This window comes from Curtobacterium sp. 179-B 9B NHS, from assembly GCF_045370965.1.
In the GTDB taxonomy this organism is placed as follows: Bacteria; Actinomycetota; Actinomycetes; order Actinomycetales; family Microbacteriaceae; genus Curtobacterium.
In genome coordinates this window covers 1-17,083 of record NZ_JBIQDQ010000033.1, presented here as the reverse complement: position 1 = coordinate 17,083, position 17,083 = coordinate 1, and the positions used below count along the sequence as shown (strand labels likewise).

Below are 17,083 nucleotides of genomic sequence, written 5' to 3'. Positions count from 1 at the left end.
CGTCGGCACCCTCGGCGAGGGCGATGGCGACGCCCGCGGCGAGGCGGTCACCGGCGCCGCACGGGTCGCCGGCGGTGACGGACGGGGCCGGGACGAACCGGCTGTCCAGCGCGGCCGGCCGGGTGCCGTCCCCGCTGCGACGCGAGGCGACGAGTGCGCCGCGGTCGCCCATCGTGACGGCGACGGCGTCGACGTCCCAGGTCCGGACGAGCTCGGCCGCGGCGTCCGTGGCGAAGGGCACGCCCTCGCCGGACAGGTCGGTGAAGCGCCGGGCCTCGCTGGTGTTCGGGGTCACGACCGCGGTGCCCGCGACGGGGGAGGCACCCTTCGGGTGCGGGTCCCAGACCACGGGCGTCGTGCGGGCCACGGCGGCGAGGGCGGTACGGAGCCCGTCGGCGGCCGCGACGCCACGGCCGTAGTCGGCGACGACGATCGCGTCGGCGCCCTCGAGCGCCGCGGTCATCTCGGCGGTCGTGCCGGGGACGGGCGGGGTGGCGCACCCCTCGTCGATGCGGACGAGCGCGTGGTCGACCACGCGGACGCGGGTCTTCACCGGGGTCGGCGCACCGGACGGACCGGCGACGACGTGCACGTCGGGCAGCAGGGCGCGGATCTCGTCGGCACGATCGTCGTCGCTCAGCACGGTGACGAGCGTCACGTCGTGGCCGTCGCGTACGAGCATCGAGGCGACCAGGCCGGCGCCACCGGCACGACGGTCGTCGGTCCGGACGTCGACGACCGGGACGGGGGCGTCCGGGCTGAGCCGTTCGCTCGTGCCCGAGACGTCGACGTCGAGCAGGGTGTCGCCGACGACGACGATGCGACGCCGGGTGCCGTCGCCGGAGCCCGGCGTCGCGCTGGCGGTGCGCTCCGTGCCGCTCACCGGCGGCCGCCGCGGCGGAGGGCCGGCTCCATCGCACGGCAGAGGGCGTGCACGAGGACGAGCTGCGCCTCCTGCACGTTGGCCGAGGGGCCCTCGATGCGGATCGCGTCGTCGACCGCGTCGGCGAGCGGGTTCGGCCCGGGGCCGGTCATCGCGATCGAGCGTGCACCGACGGCCCGAGCGGCCTCGGCCGCGCGGAGCAGGTTCGGGCTCTTGCCGCTCGTGCTGAGCAGCACGACGACGTCACCGGCGCGCGCGTGCGCCGTCACCTGGCGGGCGAAGACCTGGTCGTAGCCGTAGTCGTTCCCGATCGCGGTGACGGCGGAGCTCTCGGCGTGCAGGGAGATCGCCGAGTACGCCGGACGGTCCCCGTCGAAGCGGCCGGTCAGCTCGGAGGTGAGGTGCTGGGCCTCCGCCGCCGAGCCGCCGTTGCCCGCGGCGAGCAGCCGACGGCCGGCGACGAGCCGTGCGGCAATGTCGTCCGCCCACGCCGCGATGTGGTCCTTGTGGTCGACGAGCGAGGCGATCACGGGCACCGAGGCGGCGATGTGGTCGACGACGGTCCGGACGCTGGCGCTCTCGGTCTCCGGCTCACGCGTGCCGGTCTGCTGCTCGATGGTCATCGTGCGGTCCTCTCCGTCGGGTGCGGCAGCACCGCGGGCGTCGGGCGGGCGGTCCGTCCGGCGCGTCCGGGACGGGCGCCCGGGATGGTCGTGGCGGGGGTGATCCCGACGGGGTCGTTCGACACGGGTGCCGTGTCGGTCCCGGTGGCCGCGACGGCGGGCGTGGCGAGGCCGTTCGCGGCGCCGGCGACGAGGCGCTCGTACACGCGCTCGCTCTCGGCGGCGACCTTGTGCCAGGTGTACCGGGACTCGGCGCGCTCGCGACCCGCGCGTCCGTACGCGTCGCGCCGCTCGCGGTCGTCGAGCAGCGCGCCCACGGCGGCGGCCACGGCCTCCTCGTCGCGGGGCGGGACGTGCAGGCCGGTGGCGTCCTCCACGACGGTGTCGATGAGTCCGCCGACGCTCGACGCGACGACGGGACGACCGCACGCCATGGCCTCGAGCGGCACGATGCCGAAGGGCTCGTACCAGGGGGCGCACACGACGACGTCGGCGCTGCGGTAGACGGCGGGCATGTCGTGCTGCCCGAGCTGGCCGCGGAAGCTCACGTGCTCGCGCACCCCGAGCGACCGGGCCAGGGCGTCGAGGCGCTGGTACTCCGGGTCGTCGGCGAGGTCGGCTCCGGCCGTGCCGGCTCCGCCGACCACCACGAGCTCGGCCTCGCGGCCCTCGTCGAGCAGCTTCGCGAGCGCGGCGATGGTCGTGCCGACACCCTTCCGGCGCACCAGGCGCGACGCGGTGAGCACCCGGAAGGGGCGCCCACGCTCCTCGACGGGGCCGTCCGGCCGGAAGAGCTCGGTGTCCACACCGCACGGCACCACGGAGATGGCGTGCAGCGGCACGCCGAGGGTCTTGAGCTCGAAGGCCTCGTCGGAGCACGTCGCGACGACCTGGTCGACGCTCCGGCCCACGGCGGGCTCGATCCACTCGCGCTCCGCGGGGCTCGTGTCCGCGGTGCCCTGGTGGCGACGCTTCACGACGCCCAGCGCGTGGAAGGTCTGCACGACCGGGATCCGGACGCCACCGGTGCGGGCGTGGACCTGCTTGACGGCCTCGAGCGCGGCGTACCCGGACATCCAGAAGTGCCCGTGCACCACGTCGGGGCGGTCGACGAACCACTCCGCCGCGAGCACCGAGGCGAACGTGTCCATGAACGGGAACAGGTCGTCCTTCGGGACGTGGCGGGCGGGCCCGGCGTCGACCTGCACGACCTCGACGCCCGGGCGCAGCAGCACGCGGACGGGCTGGTCGGCGTCGTCGCGCCGCGTGTACACGGTCACCTGGTGGCCGCGGTCCGCGAGGGCCGCGGACAGCTCGGCGACGTGCACGTTCTGTCCACCGGCGTCGACTCCGCCGAGCACCGCGAGCGGGCTCGCGTGCTCGGACACCATCGCGATCTTCATCGGAGGCTCCCTTCCAGCGCGGCGTCCGCCGCGCGTCCGCGTCGCGCACCACGCGCGACGGCGTCGTCGAGGAGGTCGTCCCAGTCCGCCAGGTACCGGCCGAGCGCGTGCCGCTCGAGCGCGGCCTCTCGGGCGACGGCACCGCGGCGACGGGCCTCCTCGGGGTCCTCCAGGAGCGTCCTGGAGGCACGGACCAGCTCGTCGACGTCGGTCGCGATCGCGCCGGCCTCGGCGGGCACGGTCCGTGGTGCGTCGGTCGTCGCGAGCACGAGGACCGGCATCGCCATGTGCATCGACTCGATCAGCGACAGGCCGAGCGACGTCCAGCGGTTCGGGTGCACGTACGCGCGTCGTTGCGCGAGTGCGGCGTGCATGGGGTCTGCGGGGACGTCGCCGAGGGCGACGACGCGGTCGCCGAACCCGAGTTCGGGGAGCCGGTCGGTGCCCATGCCCCAGAGGTCGACGGGTGCGACCTCGGCGAAGCGGGGGAGCAGGTCCGTGCCGACCACACGGCCCCGGCGGACCGGTTCGTTGATGACGACACCGAAGCGCTCGAGCGCGCCGGTGTAGAGCGGGCCCGGGTCGACGACGCCGTGCTCGACCACCGTCGTGCGGGTCGTGCCGCAGTCCCACATGAGGGCGTTCCAGTGCGTGACGTGCGCGATCACCAGGTCGTCGCGGTCGCGCATCGGGTGCAGGCTGCTCGGGACGTCGACGCGCGGGGCGTTGTGCTCGACGAAGACCACGGGGACCTCGCGGCCGCGGAGCAGGCGACGGGCCTCCTCGAGCTCCTCGGTGCGCTGCAGGACGACCACGTCGACCTCGGCGTCGGCGACGTCGGCCGGGTCGATCTCGATCGCGTTCGCCGGCCAGTCGCGGCCGCCCCGCCCGAGCCCCCAGCCGTCGCGGGCCGGTGTGGTGGGGATGAGGTACTCGTGGGGGCCGCGGACGAAGGCGTCCATCCAGCCGCCGTGCACGTGCCACACGAGGATCCGCATGCAGGGCCTTTCGACGGTTCGGTGCCCCTCCGGACAGCTGCCCCGCCGGCGCTCGCGCGCGCTGCGCGGGTGCCGGGAAGAGGAGCAGGAGGAGCAGTGGCGCACGCTACGGGAGCACTGCTGGTCCTCCTCGCAGCTTCTCCTGCTTCATCCGCTGAGCGCACTGCCGTCCGCGACGGCGCCGGGTCCGGTGCCGCGCGCCAGCAGGCGTCCGTGTGCGTCGAGGACGTCCTGCACGCGCACTCCGGACAGGCACGGGTGGCCCGGCACCGGGCACTCCCGCGCACGGCTCAGGCGGCAGGCGGCGGTCTGGTCGCCGAGCAGTTCCACCTCGGGTGCGTACGGTGCCCACTTCACCGCCGGCACCACCGGCGAGAACAGGCTGACGATGCGCGCCCCCACCGCGGCGGCGAGGTGTGCCGGGCCGGTGTTGCCGACGACGACGACCTCGGCGCCGGCGAGGACCGCGGCGAGCTCGGCGGGCGACGTCCGACCGCCGAGGTCGACCGCGGTGTCGCCCGCGACGGCGGCCGTGAGCGCCCGCTCGCCGGGGCTGCCCGTGACGACCACGGGGACCCCGCGCTCGGCGTAGGCCGCGACGAGGTCACGGTGGTGCTCCTCCGGCCAGGAGCGCGCCGGGACGCTCGCGCCGGGGTGGACGACCACGTAGCGGTCCAGGGCGGCCACCTCGGGTGGTGCGACGGCGTCGATCCGCACCACGAGCCTCCCGTCGTCATCCGCCGGCAGGGCGAACCCGGCGGCCTCGGCGATGCGGAGGGCGCGCTCCGGCTCCGGGAGGTCCTCCGGCAGGTCCTCGCCCGGGCGGAGCCGCACGTCGAGCAGCGACCCGGGGTGGTCGACCGACGCACCGGAGACCCGGGGCACCCCGGCCAGGCGGAGCAGCAGGGCGACCGGCAGGGGCGACTGGTGGAACGAGGTGAGCACGACGGCCTCGTCGGGCTGTTCCTCGGTGACGAGCGCACGGAACTCGCCGAGCAGCGCGTCGTCGATCGGCCGCACGGTCTCGGTCACCCAGGGCGCTGCCCAGACCCGCACCCGGTCGACCCCGGGCAGCAGGTCCGCGGCCGGGGAGCCCTGGGGGCCGCAGAGCATCGTGACGTGCGCGGCCCCCGCGGCGACGGCGCGCACGGCGGGGCCGGCCACCAGGACGTCGCCGAACGAGTCGAGCCGGACGACCAGGACGCGCGGACCGGTCCGCTCGTCGGCCGTGGTCGACTCCGCACCCTCGGGACCGCGCTGCTCGGCGCGGCTCACGCCCGGGCCGCCGGGACCCGGGCCAGCACGAGGGAGACGGCGTCGTCGAGGGAGCCGGCGACGGTCTCCGCCGCCTCGACCTCCTCGGCGCGCGTCCGCGGCGTCGGCACCAGCACGCCCTGCGCACCCGCCGCCGCCGCGGCACCGACGTCGGCGCCGATGTCCCCGACCACCACGATCTCGGACGGGTCGAGCCCGAGCCGTCGCGCGGCGTCGAGCACCATCCCCGGACGCGGCTTGCGGCACGCACACCCGTCGCCGGCGTCGTGCGGGCAGACGCACCAGACGTCGAACGGGCCGACCAGCTCGTCCACGCGGGCGTTCGTCGCGTCGACCTGCTCGCGGGTCGCCAGGCCCTTCGCGATCGCCGACTGGTTCGTCACGACCCCGACGCGCAGACCGGCGGTCCGGGCGCGCTCGACCGCGCGGTGGGCGCCGGGCACGGGGACGACCTTGTGGGGGTCGGCGTTGTACGGGACGTCGATGACGAGGGTGTCGTCACGGTCGAAGAGCAGACCGCGGACGGCGCGGTCCTTCGCGAGAGCCATGCTCCTTGGTACCGTCCGCCGGCCGGGAACCGGCCCAGGCGCGGCCGGATACCGTCGGACCGTGACCGCCGTTCCTGCCCTGCCCCCGTCCGACGGACGCCCCGACCTGCTCGTCCTGCGCGCCATCAAGCTCGGGGACGCGCTCGTCGCCGTCCCCGCACTGCACGCGCTCCGCCGGGCGTTCCCCGGCCACCGGATCACCCTGGCGACGACCGCGTGGCTCGCCCCGGTCGTCGAGCTGCTGCCCGTCGACGTGCACCTCGCGCAGCACGGGCTCGACCACCCGATCGCCGCCCCCGCCGGAGCGGTCGACGTCGCGGTCAACCTGCACGGTGCCGGGCCGGAGTCGTCCGACCTCGTCGCCGCACTCGGTGCCCGGCGGGTGATCGGCCACGCCGACCCGACCCACGGGTACGAGGGCCCGGAGTGGCCGGACGACGTCCACGAGCGGGAGCGCTGGGCGGACCTGCTCACCTGGCACGGCATCCCCGCCGACCCCGACGAGGTCGCCATCGCCCGCCCGGACGCCCCGTCCGCCGCGCCGGGTGCCGCGGTCGTGCACATCGGTGCCTTCCACGGTGCGCGGCACTGGCCGACCGACCGCTTCGCAGCCGTGGTGCGGGGGCTCCGCGAGCGCGGCCTCGACGTGGTCCTGACGGGAGGCGCGGACGACGTCGAGCGCGCCACCGCCGTCGCGCAGTCGGCCGGGTTGCCGCCGGAGGCGGTCCTCGCGGGCGCGCTGGAGCTGCAGGCCTTCGCCGGCGTCATCGCATCGGCAGCGCTCGTCGTGACCGTCGACACGGGGGCGGCCCACCTCGCGTCCGCCTACGGGATCCCGTCCGTCGTGGTGTTCGGACCGGCGCCGCCCGAGGCCTGGGGACCGCCCGCCTCCGGTCCGCACGTCGTGCTCACCGACGCGTCCGTGCGCCGCGGGGACGTGTTCGCGGAGGACCCGGACCCGGCGCTCCTGGCCGTCGGCGTGGACGACGTGCTCGCCGCCGTCGACTCGCTCCCGGTCGCCCCCGCCACTTCGCCGTGAACCCGCCGAGGGGTCGTCGGTAGCGTCGAGGCGTACCTGTCCTGCTCGAAGGGAGCGCCCCGTGTTCGAAGCCGCCAACATCCGTGACTGGATCGGCCTGCCCGTCGTCGACGAGACCGAGGACAAGATCGGCACGCTCGAGAGCATCTACTACGACACCGCGACGTCCGATCCCGCCTTCGGCGCCGTCACCACCGGGCTGCCCGGGTTCCAGAAGCTGCTCTTCGTCCCGCTCGTCGGTGCGACGGTGGCGCCGAAGCACCTGCTCGTGACGTTCCCGAAGAAGCTCGTCAAGGACGCCCCGACCATCCCGACCGACGGTGAGCTCGAGGCCTCGACCGAACCCGTGCTGTACGAGCACTACGGCCTGCAGTACCAGACCGGCAGCAACGGGGAACGGCGCCTGGGTCGTCGCTGACACCGGCACCCGGGACGGGCAGGTAGCCTTGCCCGTCCCGTCGTCGCGTCCACCCGGAGGACCCCCTGCAGCGCACCACCCGCTCGAAGCGGTCGACCGCCGTCGCCCTCGTGCTCGCGGTCCTCGCCGCGGTCGTCGTCGCGCCGTGGGGCCCGGTCGCGGTCGCACCGACCGACGGCGCCGTCGCGGCGCCGATGTGGCCGGTCCCGGAGCCGTACCCGGTGACGGACGACCCGGCCGAGACGCTCGCCGACCTGCCGCCGGGCAGCGAGTACGTCGCACTCGGCGACTCCTACTCGGCCGGCTACGGCCTGGGCGACCCGACCCGGCTGCCGACGAGCGCCTGCGCGCAGTCGGCGCGCGACTACCCCCACCGGCTCGCGGCGCGCTTCGGACTCGACCTGACCGACGTGACGTGCGCGGGGGCGACCAGTCGTGACGTCGTGTCGGGGTACCAGTTCCGCGGGGTGCGGCCCCAGGTCCGGGCACTGTCCGAGGACACCCGGCTCGTCACGCTGACGATCGGCGGCAACGACGCCGACCTGTTCGGCACCGCCGCCTCCTGCCTGGCGCTGTCCTCCCGCGGCCCGGTGTTCTCCGGTCGGGACGCCCCGTCGTGCCGCAGCACCCTCGTGCACGACGGGGTGGACGACCTCGACGTGCGCATCCGGTCCCGGGTCGCGCTCGGGATCGCGGACACGCTCGCCGCGGTCCGCCGGGCCGCGCCGAACGCGGTCGTGGTCTTCCTCGGCTACCCGGCGATCTTCCCGGACGCGGCCCACACGCCGGCGCGGGGGTGCTTCCGCTCGGCGCTCGACCTCGGCTCGCTCGTGGGGTCCTTCCCGCGGGACACCTACCCGTTCACCGACGGCGACGTCCGGTACCTGCACGGGGTCCAGGAGTCGCTCGACGAGGTCTCGGCGTCCGCTGCCGAGGCGGCCGGCGTCCCGTTCGTCGACGTGTTCGCCCGGTCGCAGGCGCACTCGGCCTGCGCGACCGACGACCCGTACGTCGCGGGCGTCTCGCTCTCCGGGGCGGGCGACCTGAGCCGCATCGACATGGTGCCCGGGGCCCTGCACCCGAACGGGCGCGGGGTGGCGTGGTTGACCGGGCAGGTGGCCTCGGAGCTCCGCCGGCTCGAGGACTGAGCCGTGCACGGCCGCTCGTCGTAGGGTCGATCGGTGGTCACCAGCGCCGGACTCCTGCTGCACCGTCGGTCGCCCGTGGACGGCACCCCGGAGGTCTTCGTCGCGCACATGGGCGGACCGTTCTGGCGTCGACGCCCGCGCGCGTGGTCGATCCCGAAGGGGCTCGTCGAGGACGGTGAGGACGCACTCGACACCGCGCGCCGCGAGTTCGCCGAGGAGATCGGGGTCCCCGCACCGACGGGACCCGTGCTCGACCTCGGCGAGGTCCGCCAGGCCTCCGGGAAGCGCGTCCGGGTCTTCGCGGCACGGGCGGACGACTTCGAGGTCGACGAGGTGCGGAGCAACACCGTGCGGGTCGAGCTCCCGCGCGGTTCCGGTCGGTTCGTCGCGGTGCCCGAGGTCGACGACGCCCGCTGGTTCGGCGTCGACGAGGCACGCGGGGTGCTCGTGTCCGGCCAGGTCGTCGCGCTCGACCGGCTGCTCGCAGCGATCGACGGCGCCTGACGCGCCCGGTCCACGTCCGCCTCAGCGCCGCCGCTGCGTCCGCACGGATCCCGTCGCGGTCGACACCGTGCCGGTGGCGACGCCGATCGACCCGGTGATGGTGGCGATCGCACGGCTGACGACCGGCACCGAGCTGGTGACGACCGCGAGCGAGGACGTGATCGCCTCGACCGACGTCGTGGACAGGTGCTCCTGCGCGTGCGTGTGCACCGGGAAGCCGCGGCGCGCCGCGAGCACGACGCCGAGCGAGCCGATCAGCACGACGGCGCCGGCGAACGGCAGGTACTGCAGGCCGACCGCACCGAGCGCCTGCCCGCCGACGGCTGCCCCGCCCGCGATGCCGATGTTCGACGCGCCGTTGACGAGGGCGCCGGCGATGTCGGGGGAGACGCCGCCGGTGCGGATCGCCGCGGCCATGAAGAGGGTGCCGGTCGTGCCGTTCGCCGCCATCCAGATCCCGGCGACCACCATGGTGCCGAACAGCGAGCCGTGCACGAACGGCAGCACGGCGAAGGCGGCGGCCATCACGGCGACGGCGGCGATCAACGTCTGCCGCGGTGCCCGGTCGACGAAGGTGCCGGCGAGCCAGAGGCCGACGATGCCGGTCCCGCCGAGCACCAGGAGCGCACCGCTCACCATGCCGGCGTCGAGCCCGGCGTCGATCGCGTACGGGCCGATGTAGGTGTAGACGACGTAGTGCCCGGCGAAGAGCAGCAGGTCGGCGACGACGACGGAGAGCAGTCCGGTGCGGGCCCACGCGCGGGGTGAACCGATGTGCGGGGACGCGGTCCCGCTGACCGCCGGCAGGAACGCGACCGCGACCAGCGCGAGGACGGCTGCGGCGAGCGCGACGGAGCCGACGGCGGGGCGCCACCCGATCGTCTGCGCGACCCAGGTGGCCAGCGGCACGCCGAGGACGAAGCCGAGCGAGCTGCCGGAGTAGACGAAGGCGATCGCGCGTCCGGCCAGCCGCGGGGGCACGATCCGCGTCGCGTAGGCCGACGCGACCGAGAAGAAGAGCGCGTGTGCGACGCCGCCGACGACGCGACCCGCGCAGACGACGGCGAAGCTCGGCGCGACCGCGACCAGCACGTTCGAGACGGCGTAGCCGACCAGGGTCGACACCAGGACCGCCTTGCGGGGGAGCCGCGCGGTGAGCGACGTCAGCGGGAGGGCGAGGATCGCCACGGCTGCGGCGTAGACGGTGACGACGAAGCCCATCGTCGACTCGCTGACGCCGAGGTCGCGGCTCATCGTGCCGAGCAGCCCGACCGGCATGAGCTCCGTGGTGATCGCGAAGAAGGTGGCGAGCCCGAGCACGGCGATGCCGACGATCGACCGGTTGGTGACGGTGATCGGCCGCGTGCTCGTCGACACGGCCGAGGTGGTGGTGTTGGTGGACACGCTGCTGACCTCCTCCGGGGAACGCCGGAGCACGCGTCGGACCGGCCGTCGTGACGGCGGTGCGCGGTGCGCGCTCGCGGTGGGTGTGGTCCGGGTCGAACGACCCGGTCGGGTTGTGACGACTCCACGGCGAGTGCGCACATCCAGTGTTGCACGGAGCATCCGGATCGCGCGAGGGGGTCGCCGAAGAATCTTGTAGCGCTCCAACGAGATGCTCGGACGAGCATTCCCGATCAGTTCTCGTTCGTCACCGTGCCCTGCACACCGCCGCCGCGCAGGGTGACGGTGAGCGTGCCGCTCATCGACTGGGCGGAGAGCGAGACGTTCCCGTGCAGGGCGTCCTCACGCGGGTAGCAGGCGGTGGTCGACTCGAGCCGGTTCGCGGTCGCCACCAGGCAGATGGTCTCGCGGTCGGTCCCGACCCCGGCCCACACGTTCCACGGGGTCTCGAAGGCGCTGCCGTCCAGGGCCCGGTTCGTGAACACGAGCCGGGTCGTGCGGAGGCTCACGGGCGCCTCGACCGGGCCCGGCAGCTGGTCCGCGGAGGTCTGCGGGATGTCCAGCAGCTCCTCGAGGGTGATCGCGCCGGGTGTCGGTGTCGTGCTGGGCGCGGCGGCCAGCTGCCCGTCGGTCGTGCCCACCAGCGTGCCCGCCGCGAACGCCAGGCCGACGACCGCCGCCGCGCCGAGCGCGATCCAGGCGCGCGGCCGCGCGGTCCAGAGCAGTCCGCTCACCCGCGTCCGCCACGCGGGCCTCCCGGCCTGGAGGTCCGCCCCGCCCCCGGCGCGGACGGCACCCGGCCCCGTGGCCGGTTCCTGCTCGCCCTCCGGCCCGACCGGGTCGGCGGGCGCCGACGCACCGGCCGAGCCGGGCCCGGTCCGGATCGGCCCCGCCGCCGGTGTCGGTCGGTCAGCGGTCGACGCAGCGACGGACGACCGTCCGGCCGCGCTCGTCGTGCGGTCCGCCGGACGTCCGTCGTCGGTCGTCGTCCCGGCCGGCGGCGTCGCACCCGCGACGGTGCTGCCGTCCCGGAGCCCACGGAGTTCGAGCCGGGCGCGCGCAGCGTCCTCGGCCGCGACCCCGGCGCCCCACGCAAGGGCCTCGAGTCGTGCCCGTTCCGCCGTGACGTCCTCGTCGGCCATGCGCACTCCCGGTCCGGACGCACCGGACACCCACATGCTCCCACCCGGACGACGGCACGTCCGCCCCCCGAGCGGGAGGTGTCCAGTCCCCGAGGCGTAGACGGGTGGCATGAGCACCGACGCAGGAACCGGGCACGACGCCTCCGGCCACGACCAGACCCGGCACGACGCCGATCCCGAGACGCTCGAGCCCCTGAGCCACGACACCCAGTCCGGCGAGGCCGACTACGTGGCGACGAGCCCCGGCGGGAGCGGGACCGAGCGGCACGTGCCCACCCCCGACGAGGAGCAGGGCCGTGGCACCGAGTACGACCCCGTCGACCAGGGGCCCCAGCAGGAGGGCCAGGGCGGCTGAGACCGGCCGCCCCGCGCGCCCCCTGCCCGGCTCAGCGGACGATCCGCCGCAGCACCGCGCGTTCCCCGAGGGTCCAGACGGCGCTCGTGACGACGTAGAGCGTCGCGGCGAGCGGGACGACCGCGGCGAGGACGACCGACGCGAAGGGCGCCCAGCGCGCCAGGGCAGCGGCCGGACCGGCCCCGGGCGTACCGGCGGCCGGCTCCGCCGTCGGGTTCCAGTGCACGGTGGCCCGGCGCGACGCCTCGACCACCACCGCCATCACGACGAGCAGCACGAGCACCACCCAGGCGTGGCTCCACAGCGGCGACGCGAGCGCCACCAGGAGCGTGTGCCCGAGCGGGATCCCGACCAGTGTCGCGTCGAGCAGGGCGTTCGCGGCGCCGGCGATCGACGCGTGCGTGAAGAGCGCGTACACGAGCGAGAGGACCGGAGCCTGCGCGAGCACCGGGAGGCACCCGGCCAGCGGGGAGACGCGCTCGGAGGTGTACAGGCGCTGCACGGCCTCCTGGAGGCGTCGCGTGTCCGCACCGTGGCGCCTGCGGAGGGCGGCGAGCTGCGGGGCGAGTCGACGCCGGTCGCGCTCGGCCCGCACCTGCAGGACGGCGAGCGGGACGAGCACGATGCGCACGCCCAGGGTGAGCGCCACGACGGCGAGCGCCGCTGCGGCGCCACCGGCGACGGGGGACAGGGCTGCGGTGAGCGCGGTGAGCAGGTCGACGCCGGCGCGCAGCAGGTCGCCGACGACGGGCAGGGTGGTGATGTCCATGACGTTCCGTTCGAGTGGAGGGGTCCGTGACGACGTGACCCGACCACCCGCGGGCGGTCAGGCCGGTGTCGGCGCTCCCGGTGCTCGCGACCGCACCTGGCCGTCGGCGTCGGGGTGGCTCCACGCGATGCGGGTCGGCCGCTCCACCGCTGCGCCCGTCCGCTCGGAGCCCTCGGCACCCGGATCGACACCGAGCGCCGTCGCGAGCAGCCGGACGACGAGCACCGTGACGGCGACGGCGGCGAGGCCGAGTGCGGCGACGGCGAGCAGGGGCGCCGGGGAACCCGACGGACCGAGCAGGCCGGCATCGCCGATCTGCAGCACCGCGAGGGCGCGCAGCAGGAGTTCGACGACGGTCATGGTCCGTTCAGCGTAACCCCCGCGTGCCGTCGAGGACCGGCAGTCCCGGACGGGCAGGATCGCAGGCATGACCGCAGGATCGCCGAGCACCCCAGCGACCCTCGCCCTGGAGCGGGCGGGGATCCCGTTCACGCCGCACGTCTACGAGCACCACGAGACCGCGACCAACTTCGGTGAGGAGGCCGCCGCGGCACTGGGGCTCCGTGAGGACCAGGTGTTCAAGACGCTCGTCGTCTCGGTGGACGGGCAGCTGGCCGTGGCGGTCGTGCCGGTCGCGAACCGCCTGGACCTCAAGGCCATCGCAGCTGCCCTCGGCGGCAAGAAGGCGACGCTCGCCCAACCTGCCCTCGCCGAGAAGCGGACCGGGTACGTGGTGGGCGGGATCAGTCCGGTCGGACAGAAGACCAGCCTGCGGACGGTCGTCGACGAGACCGCACTCGAGCACCCGAGCATCTTCGTCTCCGGCGGGCGCCGCGGGTTCGACATCGAGGTCGCGCCGGCCGACCTGGTCCGCGTCACCGGTGCCTCCACGGCGGCCATCGCGAGGACCTGAGTCGGTCTGACGCAAGTTTCTGCACCCGCCGGGAATGGAGCGGGTCCTCCAGCGTTGCATTGAGTCGAAGGCACTCAAGTTCCCAGGAGGTCCCTTTGCCAGCAACGTTCGGCCCGACCGGTGGCGACGACGCGTTCGGCGCGTTCCTCGCGCGGCTCATCGCGGCCCAGCAGTCCGGTGCCCAGCGATCCGTCCCGCTGGGACGCCCGGTCGACATCACGCGGCTCCTCAGCCGACGTACCCACGAGGTGCTCCAGCACACCGCCGAGTACGCCGTCGCACAGGGCCAGCACGAGATCGACGCGCTGCACGTCCTGCACGTGCTCGTGCGCACCGAGCCCTTCACCGCGGTCCTGCGCACCGCCGGTGTCGACCCGGAGCAGTTCGCCGCCGAGGTCGAGCAGCGCCTCCCCGTGCCGACGGACCCGCGTCCCGGGCGCACCGGGCAGCCCGCCCTGACCGGGACCGCGCAGCGGATCCTGCTCGAGGCGACCCAGGCCGCCAAGGCCTTCGGCAGCACCTACACCGACCCCGAGCACGTCTTCTTCGCGCTCGTCACCGACCAGGACACCGTCACCGGGCAGCTGCTCGCGAGCGCCGGAGTCACCCCGCAGCACCTGCAGGAGCACGCCCAGCAGGCCGCGGCAGCAGCACGAGAGGGACGCCCGATGCCCGGAGCCACCGAGACCACCGCCGACCCCACGAACGGCACGACGAGCGACACCCCGACGCTCGACCAGTTCGGCACCGACCTCACCGAACGCGCCCGCGACGGGCGCATCGACCCGGTGATCGGCCGCGCCGACGAGATCGAGCAGACCGTCGAGATCCTGCTCCGCCGCACGAAGAACAACCCGGTCCTCATCGGTGAGCCCGGGGTCGGCAAGACCGCGATCGTCGAGGGGCTCGCGCAGCGGATCACCGACGGCGACGTGCCCGCGCTGCTCCGGGGCAAGCGGGTGGTCGCGCTCGACCTCGCCGGCATGCTCTCCGGCACTCGGTACCGCGGCGACTTCGAGGAGCGCCTGACGACGGCGATGGACGAGATCGCGGCGCACGCGGACGAGCTGATCGTCTTCATCGACGAACTGCACACCGTCGTCGGCGCCGGGGGCGGTGGCGAGGGCGGCTCGATGGACGCCGGCAACATCCTCAAGCCCCGCCTGGCCCGCGGCGACCTGCACCTGGTCGGCGCGACGACGCTGCGCGAGTACCGCCGCATCGAGAAGGACGCCGCGCTCGAGCGGCGCTTCCAGCCGGTCCGGGTGGGGGAGCCGAGCATCGAGGACGCCGTCGCGATCCTCGGCGGCCTCGCCCCGCGCTACGCCGAGCACCACGACGTGACCTACACCGACGACTCCCTGCGCGCCGCGGTGGAGCTCTCGCACCGGTACGTGACCGACCGGCACCTGCCGGACAAGGCGATCGACCTCATCGACCAGGCCGGGGCACGACGCCGTCTCGCCCTGTCGGGCGACGTCGACGTCGAGGCGCTCCGTGACCAGGTCGCGGAGCTGCAGGCCGACAAGGACCGCGCGGTGGCCGAGGAGCTGTACGAGGAGGCGTCGCGCCTGCGCGACGAGATCGACGGACTGGAGGCGCAGATCACCGCCGCCTCGCGGGGGGACGCGAGCAGTGCCTCCCGGCCGTCGACCGCCGACCGCGTGATCACCGAGGCAGACGTCGCCGAGGTCGTGTCGCGTGCCACCGGCATCCCGGCGACCCGGATCTCGCAGGGTGACCGCTCGCGCCTCGCCGCGCTCGAGGACGAACTCCACGAGCGCGTCGTCGGCCAGGACGACGCCGTGCGCGCCATCGCGACCGCCGTCCGACGCAGCCGGACCGGCATGGGCGACCCGCGTCGTCCCGTGGGCAGCTTCCTGTTCCTCGGCCCGACGGGCGTCGGCAAGACCGAGCTCGCGAAGGCCCTGGCCGGATCGCTCTTCGGCGACGAGTCCGCCATGCTGCGGTTCGACATGAGCGAGTTCGGCGAACGGCACACCGTCTCCCGCCTGGTCGGTGCCCCTCCCGGGTACGTCGGTCACGAGGAGGCCGGGCAGCTCACCGAGCGCGTCCGTCGCAACCCGTACTCGGTGGTCCTGCTCGACGAGGTCGAGAAGGCGCACCCGGACGTCTTCAACCTGCTGCTGCAGGTGCTCGACGACGGCCGCCTCACCGACGGACAGGGACGGACGGTCGACTTCCGGAACACCGTCGTCATCATGACGTCGAACATCGGCTCGGAGTTCCTCGCATCGCGCTCCGGTGCGCTCGGGTTCTCGGCCTCGGCGGACGGCGGCTACTCCGAGGAGGACCTGCGCGCCCGTGTGATGGGCAGGCTGCGCGAGTCGATGCGGCCCGAGTTCATCAACCGCATCGACGAGATCGTGCTCTTCCGCAAGCTGTCGCAGGAGCAGCTGCGGTCGATCGTCGACCTGCTGCTGCAGGACACCGCGCTCCGGCTCCTCACCCAGGGGATGACCCTGGCGGTGTCCGAGGCGGCGACCGACTGGCTCGCCGAGCACGGGTACGAGCCCGAGTACGGCGCCCGTCCGCTCCGTCGACTCATCCAGCGCGAGGTCGACGACCGCATCGCGACCCTGGTGGTCGACGAGCAGGCGCACGCCGGCGACACCGTCCGGATCGACCTCGAGGACGGCCGGCTCGTCGCCCGGGCGTCAGCCCCGGCGACGGTCTGATCCGACCCGCTCACACGGAACGGCCCCGGGACCCCAGCGGTACCGGGGCCGTTCCGCGTCCTGCGACGTCCTCGTGTGTTCTCGGATGCAATTCCGGAAATGTTCGAGAAAGGGGTTGCGCTCGCATTCCCGACGCCGATAGTGTTCACGAGCATCACCGGCTGTACGAGACCGAGAGGGGGCCGACAATGATGATCGCCATGACGAACCCGTTCCGTGGAATCCGTGGGATCGGCGGCACCCCGCTCCGTTCGCACTGACGCGGGACGCCCCGCTCCAGCCGTTCTCCTCGATCGACCGAGGTCCCGCTCGTCGCTGCCCTGAGCACGCGGTGGTGCGGTCCCGATCGTCGTCGCACAGCCCCGCTGTGCCGCACCACACACGCCGTGCAGGCCACGGCTGCCCGTCCAGCTGACGGACGCCCGTCCGGGTGACGGACGCCCGTCCTGCGGACGGCGGCCGGGGGCGCGGCGTGGTGGATCGAGATCGGACCGCGAGCGGCGGACGTCTCTCCGACGATTCCACTCGGTGACCCGATCGGTCACCGACAATGCAGCCGCGCGCATTCCTGCGCGCCCTGCCGATCATTCTCGCCCGCATTCACCGGGCGTTCTTCGCGAACCCGTTCCCGACGCATCCACGCGGTCGGCGGTCGGGATCTCCGTCATGCCCTCGGGCACCCACGAAAGGCACCATCGTGTCGAACGACATCGACGTCCGTCCCCCCGACACCCGCGCGGTGCGCCGCCGGGTCACGCTCGCCGACCGCATCGCCCTCCGGATCGGCATGTCGCTGATCATCTGGAGTCGTCGGACGCACCACGTGCGTCCGTCGGTCGACCACGCCACCCGTCAGCGGCTCGACCGCGAGCGGCGCGAGCGCGAGCTCGAGCTGCTCGTGCGGAGCGCCGCGATGCGCATGTGGCGCTGACGCGCCGCGACCCGGCGCGGCCCGGCTGCGC

The 17,083-nt window shown here is 74.4% G+C and carries 18 protein-coding genes; 8 read left to right on the top strand and 10 right to left on the bottom strand.

Going from position 1 to position 17,083, the window contains the following annotated elements; all coding sequences use genetic code 11:
* From ACH0A8_RS16185 to ACH0A8_RS16160, 6 genes are all read right to left on the bottom strand, one after another.
* The coding region (locus ACH0A8_RS16185) for a bifunctional heptose 7-phosphate kinase/heptose 1-phosphate adenyltransferase (RefSeq protein WP_406907560.1) at positions 1-883 on the bottom strand (883 nt) is incomplete at its 3' end.
* Positions 880-1,506, bottom strand: a complete 627-nt coding sequence (locus ACH0A8_RS16180; RefSeq protein WP_066654250.1) for an SIS domain-containing protein — start codon at positions 1,504-1,506, stop codon at positions 880-882. The genes ACH0A8_RS16185 and ACH0A8_RS16180, both read right to left, overlap by 4 nt.
* Positions 1,503-2,909 carry a glycosyltransferase gene (locus tag ACH0A8_RS16175; RefSeq protein WP_081984840.1) on the bottom strand — a complete coding sequence of 469 codons (1,407 nt, stop codon included), beginning with the start codon at positions 2,907-2,909 and terminating at the stop codon, positions 1,503-1,505. The genes ACH0A8_RS16180 and ACH0A8_RS16175 overlap by 4 nt, the downstream gene beginning before the upstream one ends.
* Complete coding sequence (locus tag ACH0A8_RS16170) at positions 2,906-3,907, bottom strand: glycosyltransferase (protein WP_066654252.1); 1,002 nt, start codon at positions 3,905-3,907, stop codon at positions 2,906-2,908. The genes ACH0A8_RS16175 and ACH0A8_RS16170 overlap by 4 nt, the downstream gene beginning before the upstream one ends.
* 147 nt (positions 3,908-4,054) lie before the next feature.
* Positions 4,055-5,107 carry a glycosyltransferase family 9 protein gene (locus ACH0A8_RS16165; protein ID WP_406907561.1) on the bottom strand — a complete coding sequence of 351 codons (1,053 nt, stop codon included), beginning with the start codon at positions 5,105-5,107 and terminating at the stop codon, positions 4,055-4,057.
* 71 nt (positions 5,108-5,178) lie between these two features.
* Positions 5,179-5,730 (bottom strand): HAD-IIIA family hydrolase, encoded by a 552-nt coding sequence (locus ACH0A8_RS16160; protein WP_066654254.1) that lies wholly within the window; start codon positions 5,728-5,730, stop codon positions 5,179-5,181.
* 61 nt (positions 5,731-5,791) lie between these two features.
* Here ACH0A8_RS16160 and ACH0A8_RS16155 point away from each other — a divergent pair, with 61 nt between their 5' ends.
* The 4 genes from ACH0A8_RS16155 to ACH0A8_RS16140 all read left to right on the top strand — a co-directional run bounded on the left by ACH0A8_RS16155 (position 5,792) and on the right by ACH0A8_RS16140 (position 8,839).
* Positions 5,792-6,769: a glycosyltransferase family 9 protein gene (locus ACH0A8_RS16155; RefSeq protein ID WP_406907559.1), complete on the top strand. Its 978-nt coding sequence runs from the start codon at positions 5,792-5,794 to the stop codon at positions 6,767-6,769.
* A gap of 61 nt (positions 6,770-6,830) precedes the next feature.
* The gene (locus ACH0A8_RS16150) at positions 6,831-7,187 is read left to right on the top strand and encodes a PRC-barrel domain-containing protein (protein ID WP_209682631.1); all 357 of its coding nucleotides are present in this window, start codon (positions 6,831-6,833) and stop codon (positions 7,185-7,187) included.
* 110 nt (positions 7,188-7,297) lie between these two features.
* Positions 7,298-8,335, top strand: coding sequence for an SGNH/GDSL hydrolase family protein (locus ACH0A8_RS16145; protein ID WP_406907558.1), 1,038 nt, complete (start codon positions 7,298-7,300; stop codon positions 8,333-8,335).
* Between the two features lie 33 nt (positions 8,336-8,368).
* Positions 8,369-8,839 (top strand): NUDIX domain-containing protein, encoded by a 471-nt coding sequence (locus ACH0A8_RS16140; RefSeq protein ID WP_406907557.1) that lies wholly within the window; start codon positions 8,369-8,371, stop codon positions 8,837-8,839.
* A 21-nt stretch (positions 8,840-8,860) separates the two neighbouring features.
* On the opposite strand, the gene ACH0A8_RS16135 is transcribed toward ACH0A8_RS16140, so the two are convergent.
* On the bottom strand, positions 8,861-10,243 hold the full coding sequence (locus tag ACH0A8_RS16135) for an MFS transporter (RefSeq protein WP_406907556.1): 1,383 nt from the start codon (positions 10,241-10,243) through the stop codon (positions 8,861-8,863).
* A 233-nt stretch (positions 10,244-10,476) separates the two neighbouring features.
* On the bottom strand, positions 10,477-11,385 hold the full coding sequence (locus tag ACH0A8_RS16130) for a hypothetical protein (protein ID WP_400429167.1): 909 nt from the start codon (positions 11,383-11,385) through the stop codon (positions 10,477-10,479).
* Between the two features lie 109 nt (positions 11,386-11,494).
* Between ACH0A8_RS16130 and ACH0A8_RS16125 the strand changes: the two genes are divergently transcribed.
* Complete coding sequence (locus ACH0A8_RS16125; protein ID WP_326496612.1) at positions 11,495-11,740, top strand: hypothetical protein; 246 nt, start codon at positions 11,495-11,497, stop codon at positions 11,738-11,740.
* A 31-nt stretch (positions 11,741-11,771) separates the two neighbouring features.
* On the opposite strand, the gene ACH0A8_RS16120 is transcribed toward ACH0A8_RS16125, so the two are convergent.
* Together ACH0A8_RS16120 and ACH0A8_RS16115 are read right to left on the bottom strand one after the other, a co-directional pair.
* On the bottom strand, positions 11,772-12,509 hold the full coding sequence (locus ACH0A8_RS16120; protein ID WP_066654272.1) for a membrane protein insertase YidC: 738 nt from the start codon (positions 12,507-12,509) through the stop codon (positions 11,772-11,774).
* A 57-nt stretch (positions 12,510-12,566) separates the two neighbouring features.
* Entirely contained in the window at positions 12,567-12,869 is a 303-nt protein-coding gene (locus tag ACH0A8_RS16115) for a hypothetical protein (protein WP_209682619.1), read from the bottom strand.
* Between the two features lie 67 nt (positions 12,870-12,936).
* Here ACH0A8_RS16115 and ybaK point away from each other — a divergent pair, with 67 nt between their 5' ends.
* The 3 genes from ybaK (at position 12,937) to ACH0A8_RS16100 (ending at position 17,052) form a co-directional block, all read left to right on the top strand.
* Positions 12,937-13,422: a Cys-tRNA(Pro) deacylase gene (gene ybaK, locus ACH0A8_RS16110; RefSeq protein ID WP_066654277.1), complete on the top strand. Its 486-nt coding sequence runs from the start codon at positions 12,937-12,939 to the stop codon at positions 13,420-13,422.
* A 95-nt stretch (positions 13,423-13,517) separates the two neighbouring features.
* Complete coding sequence (locus ACH0A8_RS16105; RefSeq protein WP_406907555.1) at positions 13,518-16,121, top strand: ATP-dependent Clp protease ATP-binding subunit; 2,604 nt, start codon at positions 13,518-13,520, stop codon at positions 16,119-16,121.
* 697 nt (positions 16,122-16,818) lie between these two features.
* Entirely contained in the window at positions 16,819-17,052 is a 234-nt protein-coding gene (locus tag ACH0A8_RS16100; protein ID WP_209682613.1) for a hypothetical protein, read from the top strand.
* Positions 17,053-17,083: the final 31 nt, after the last annotated feature.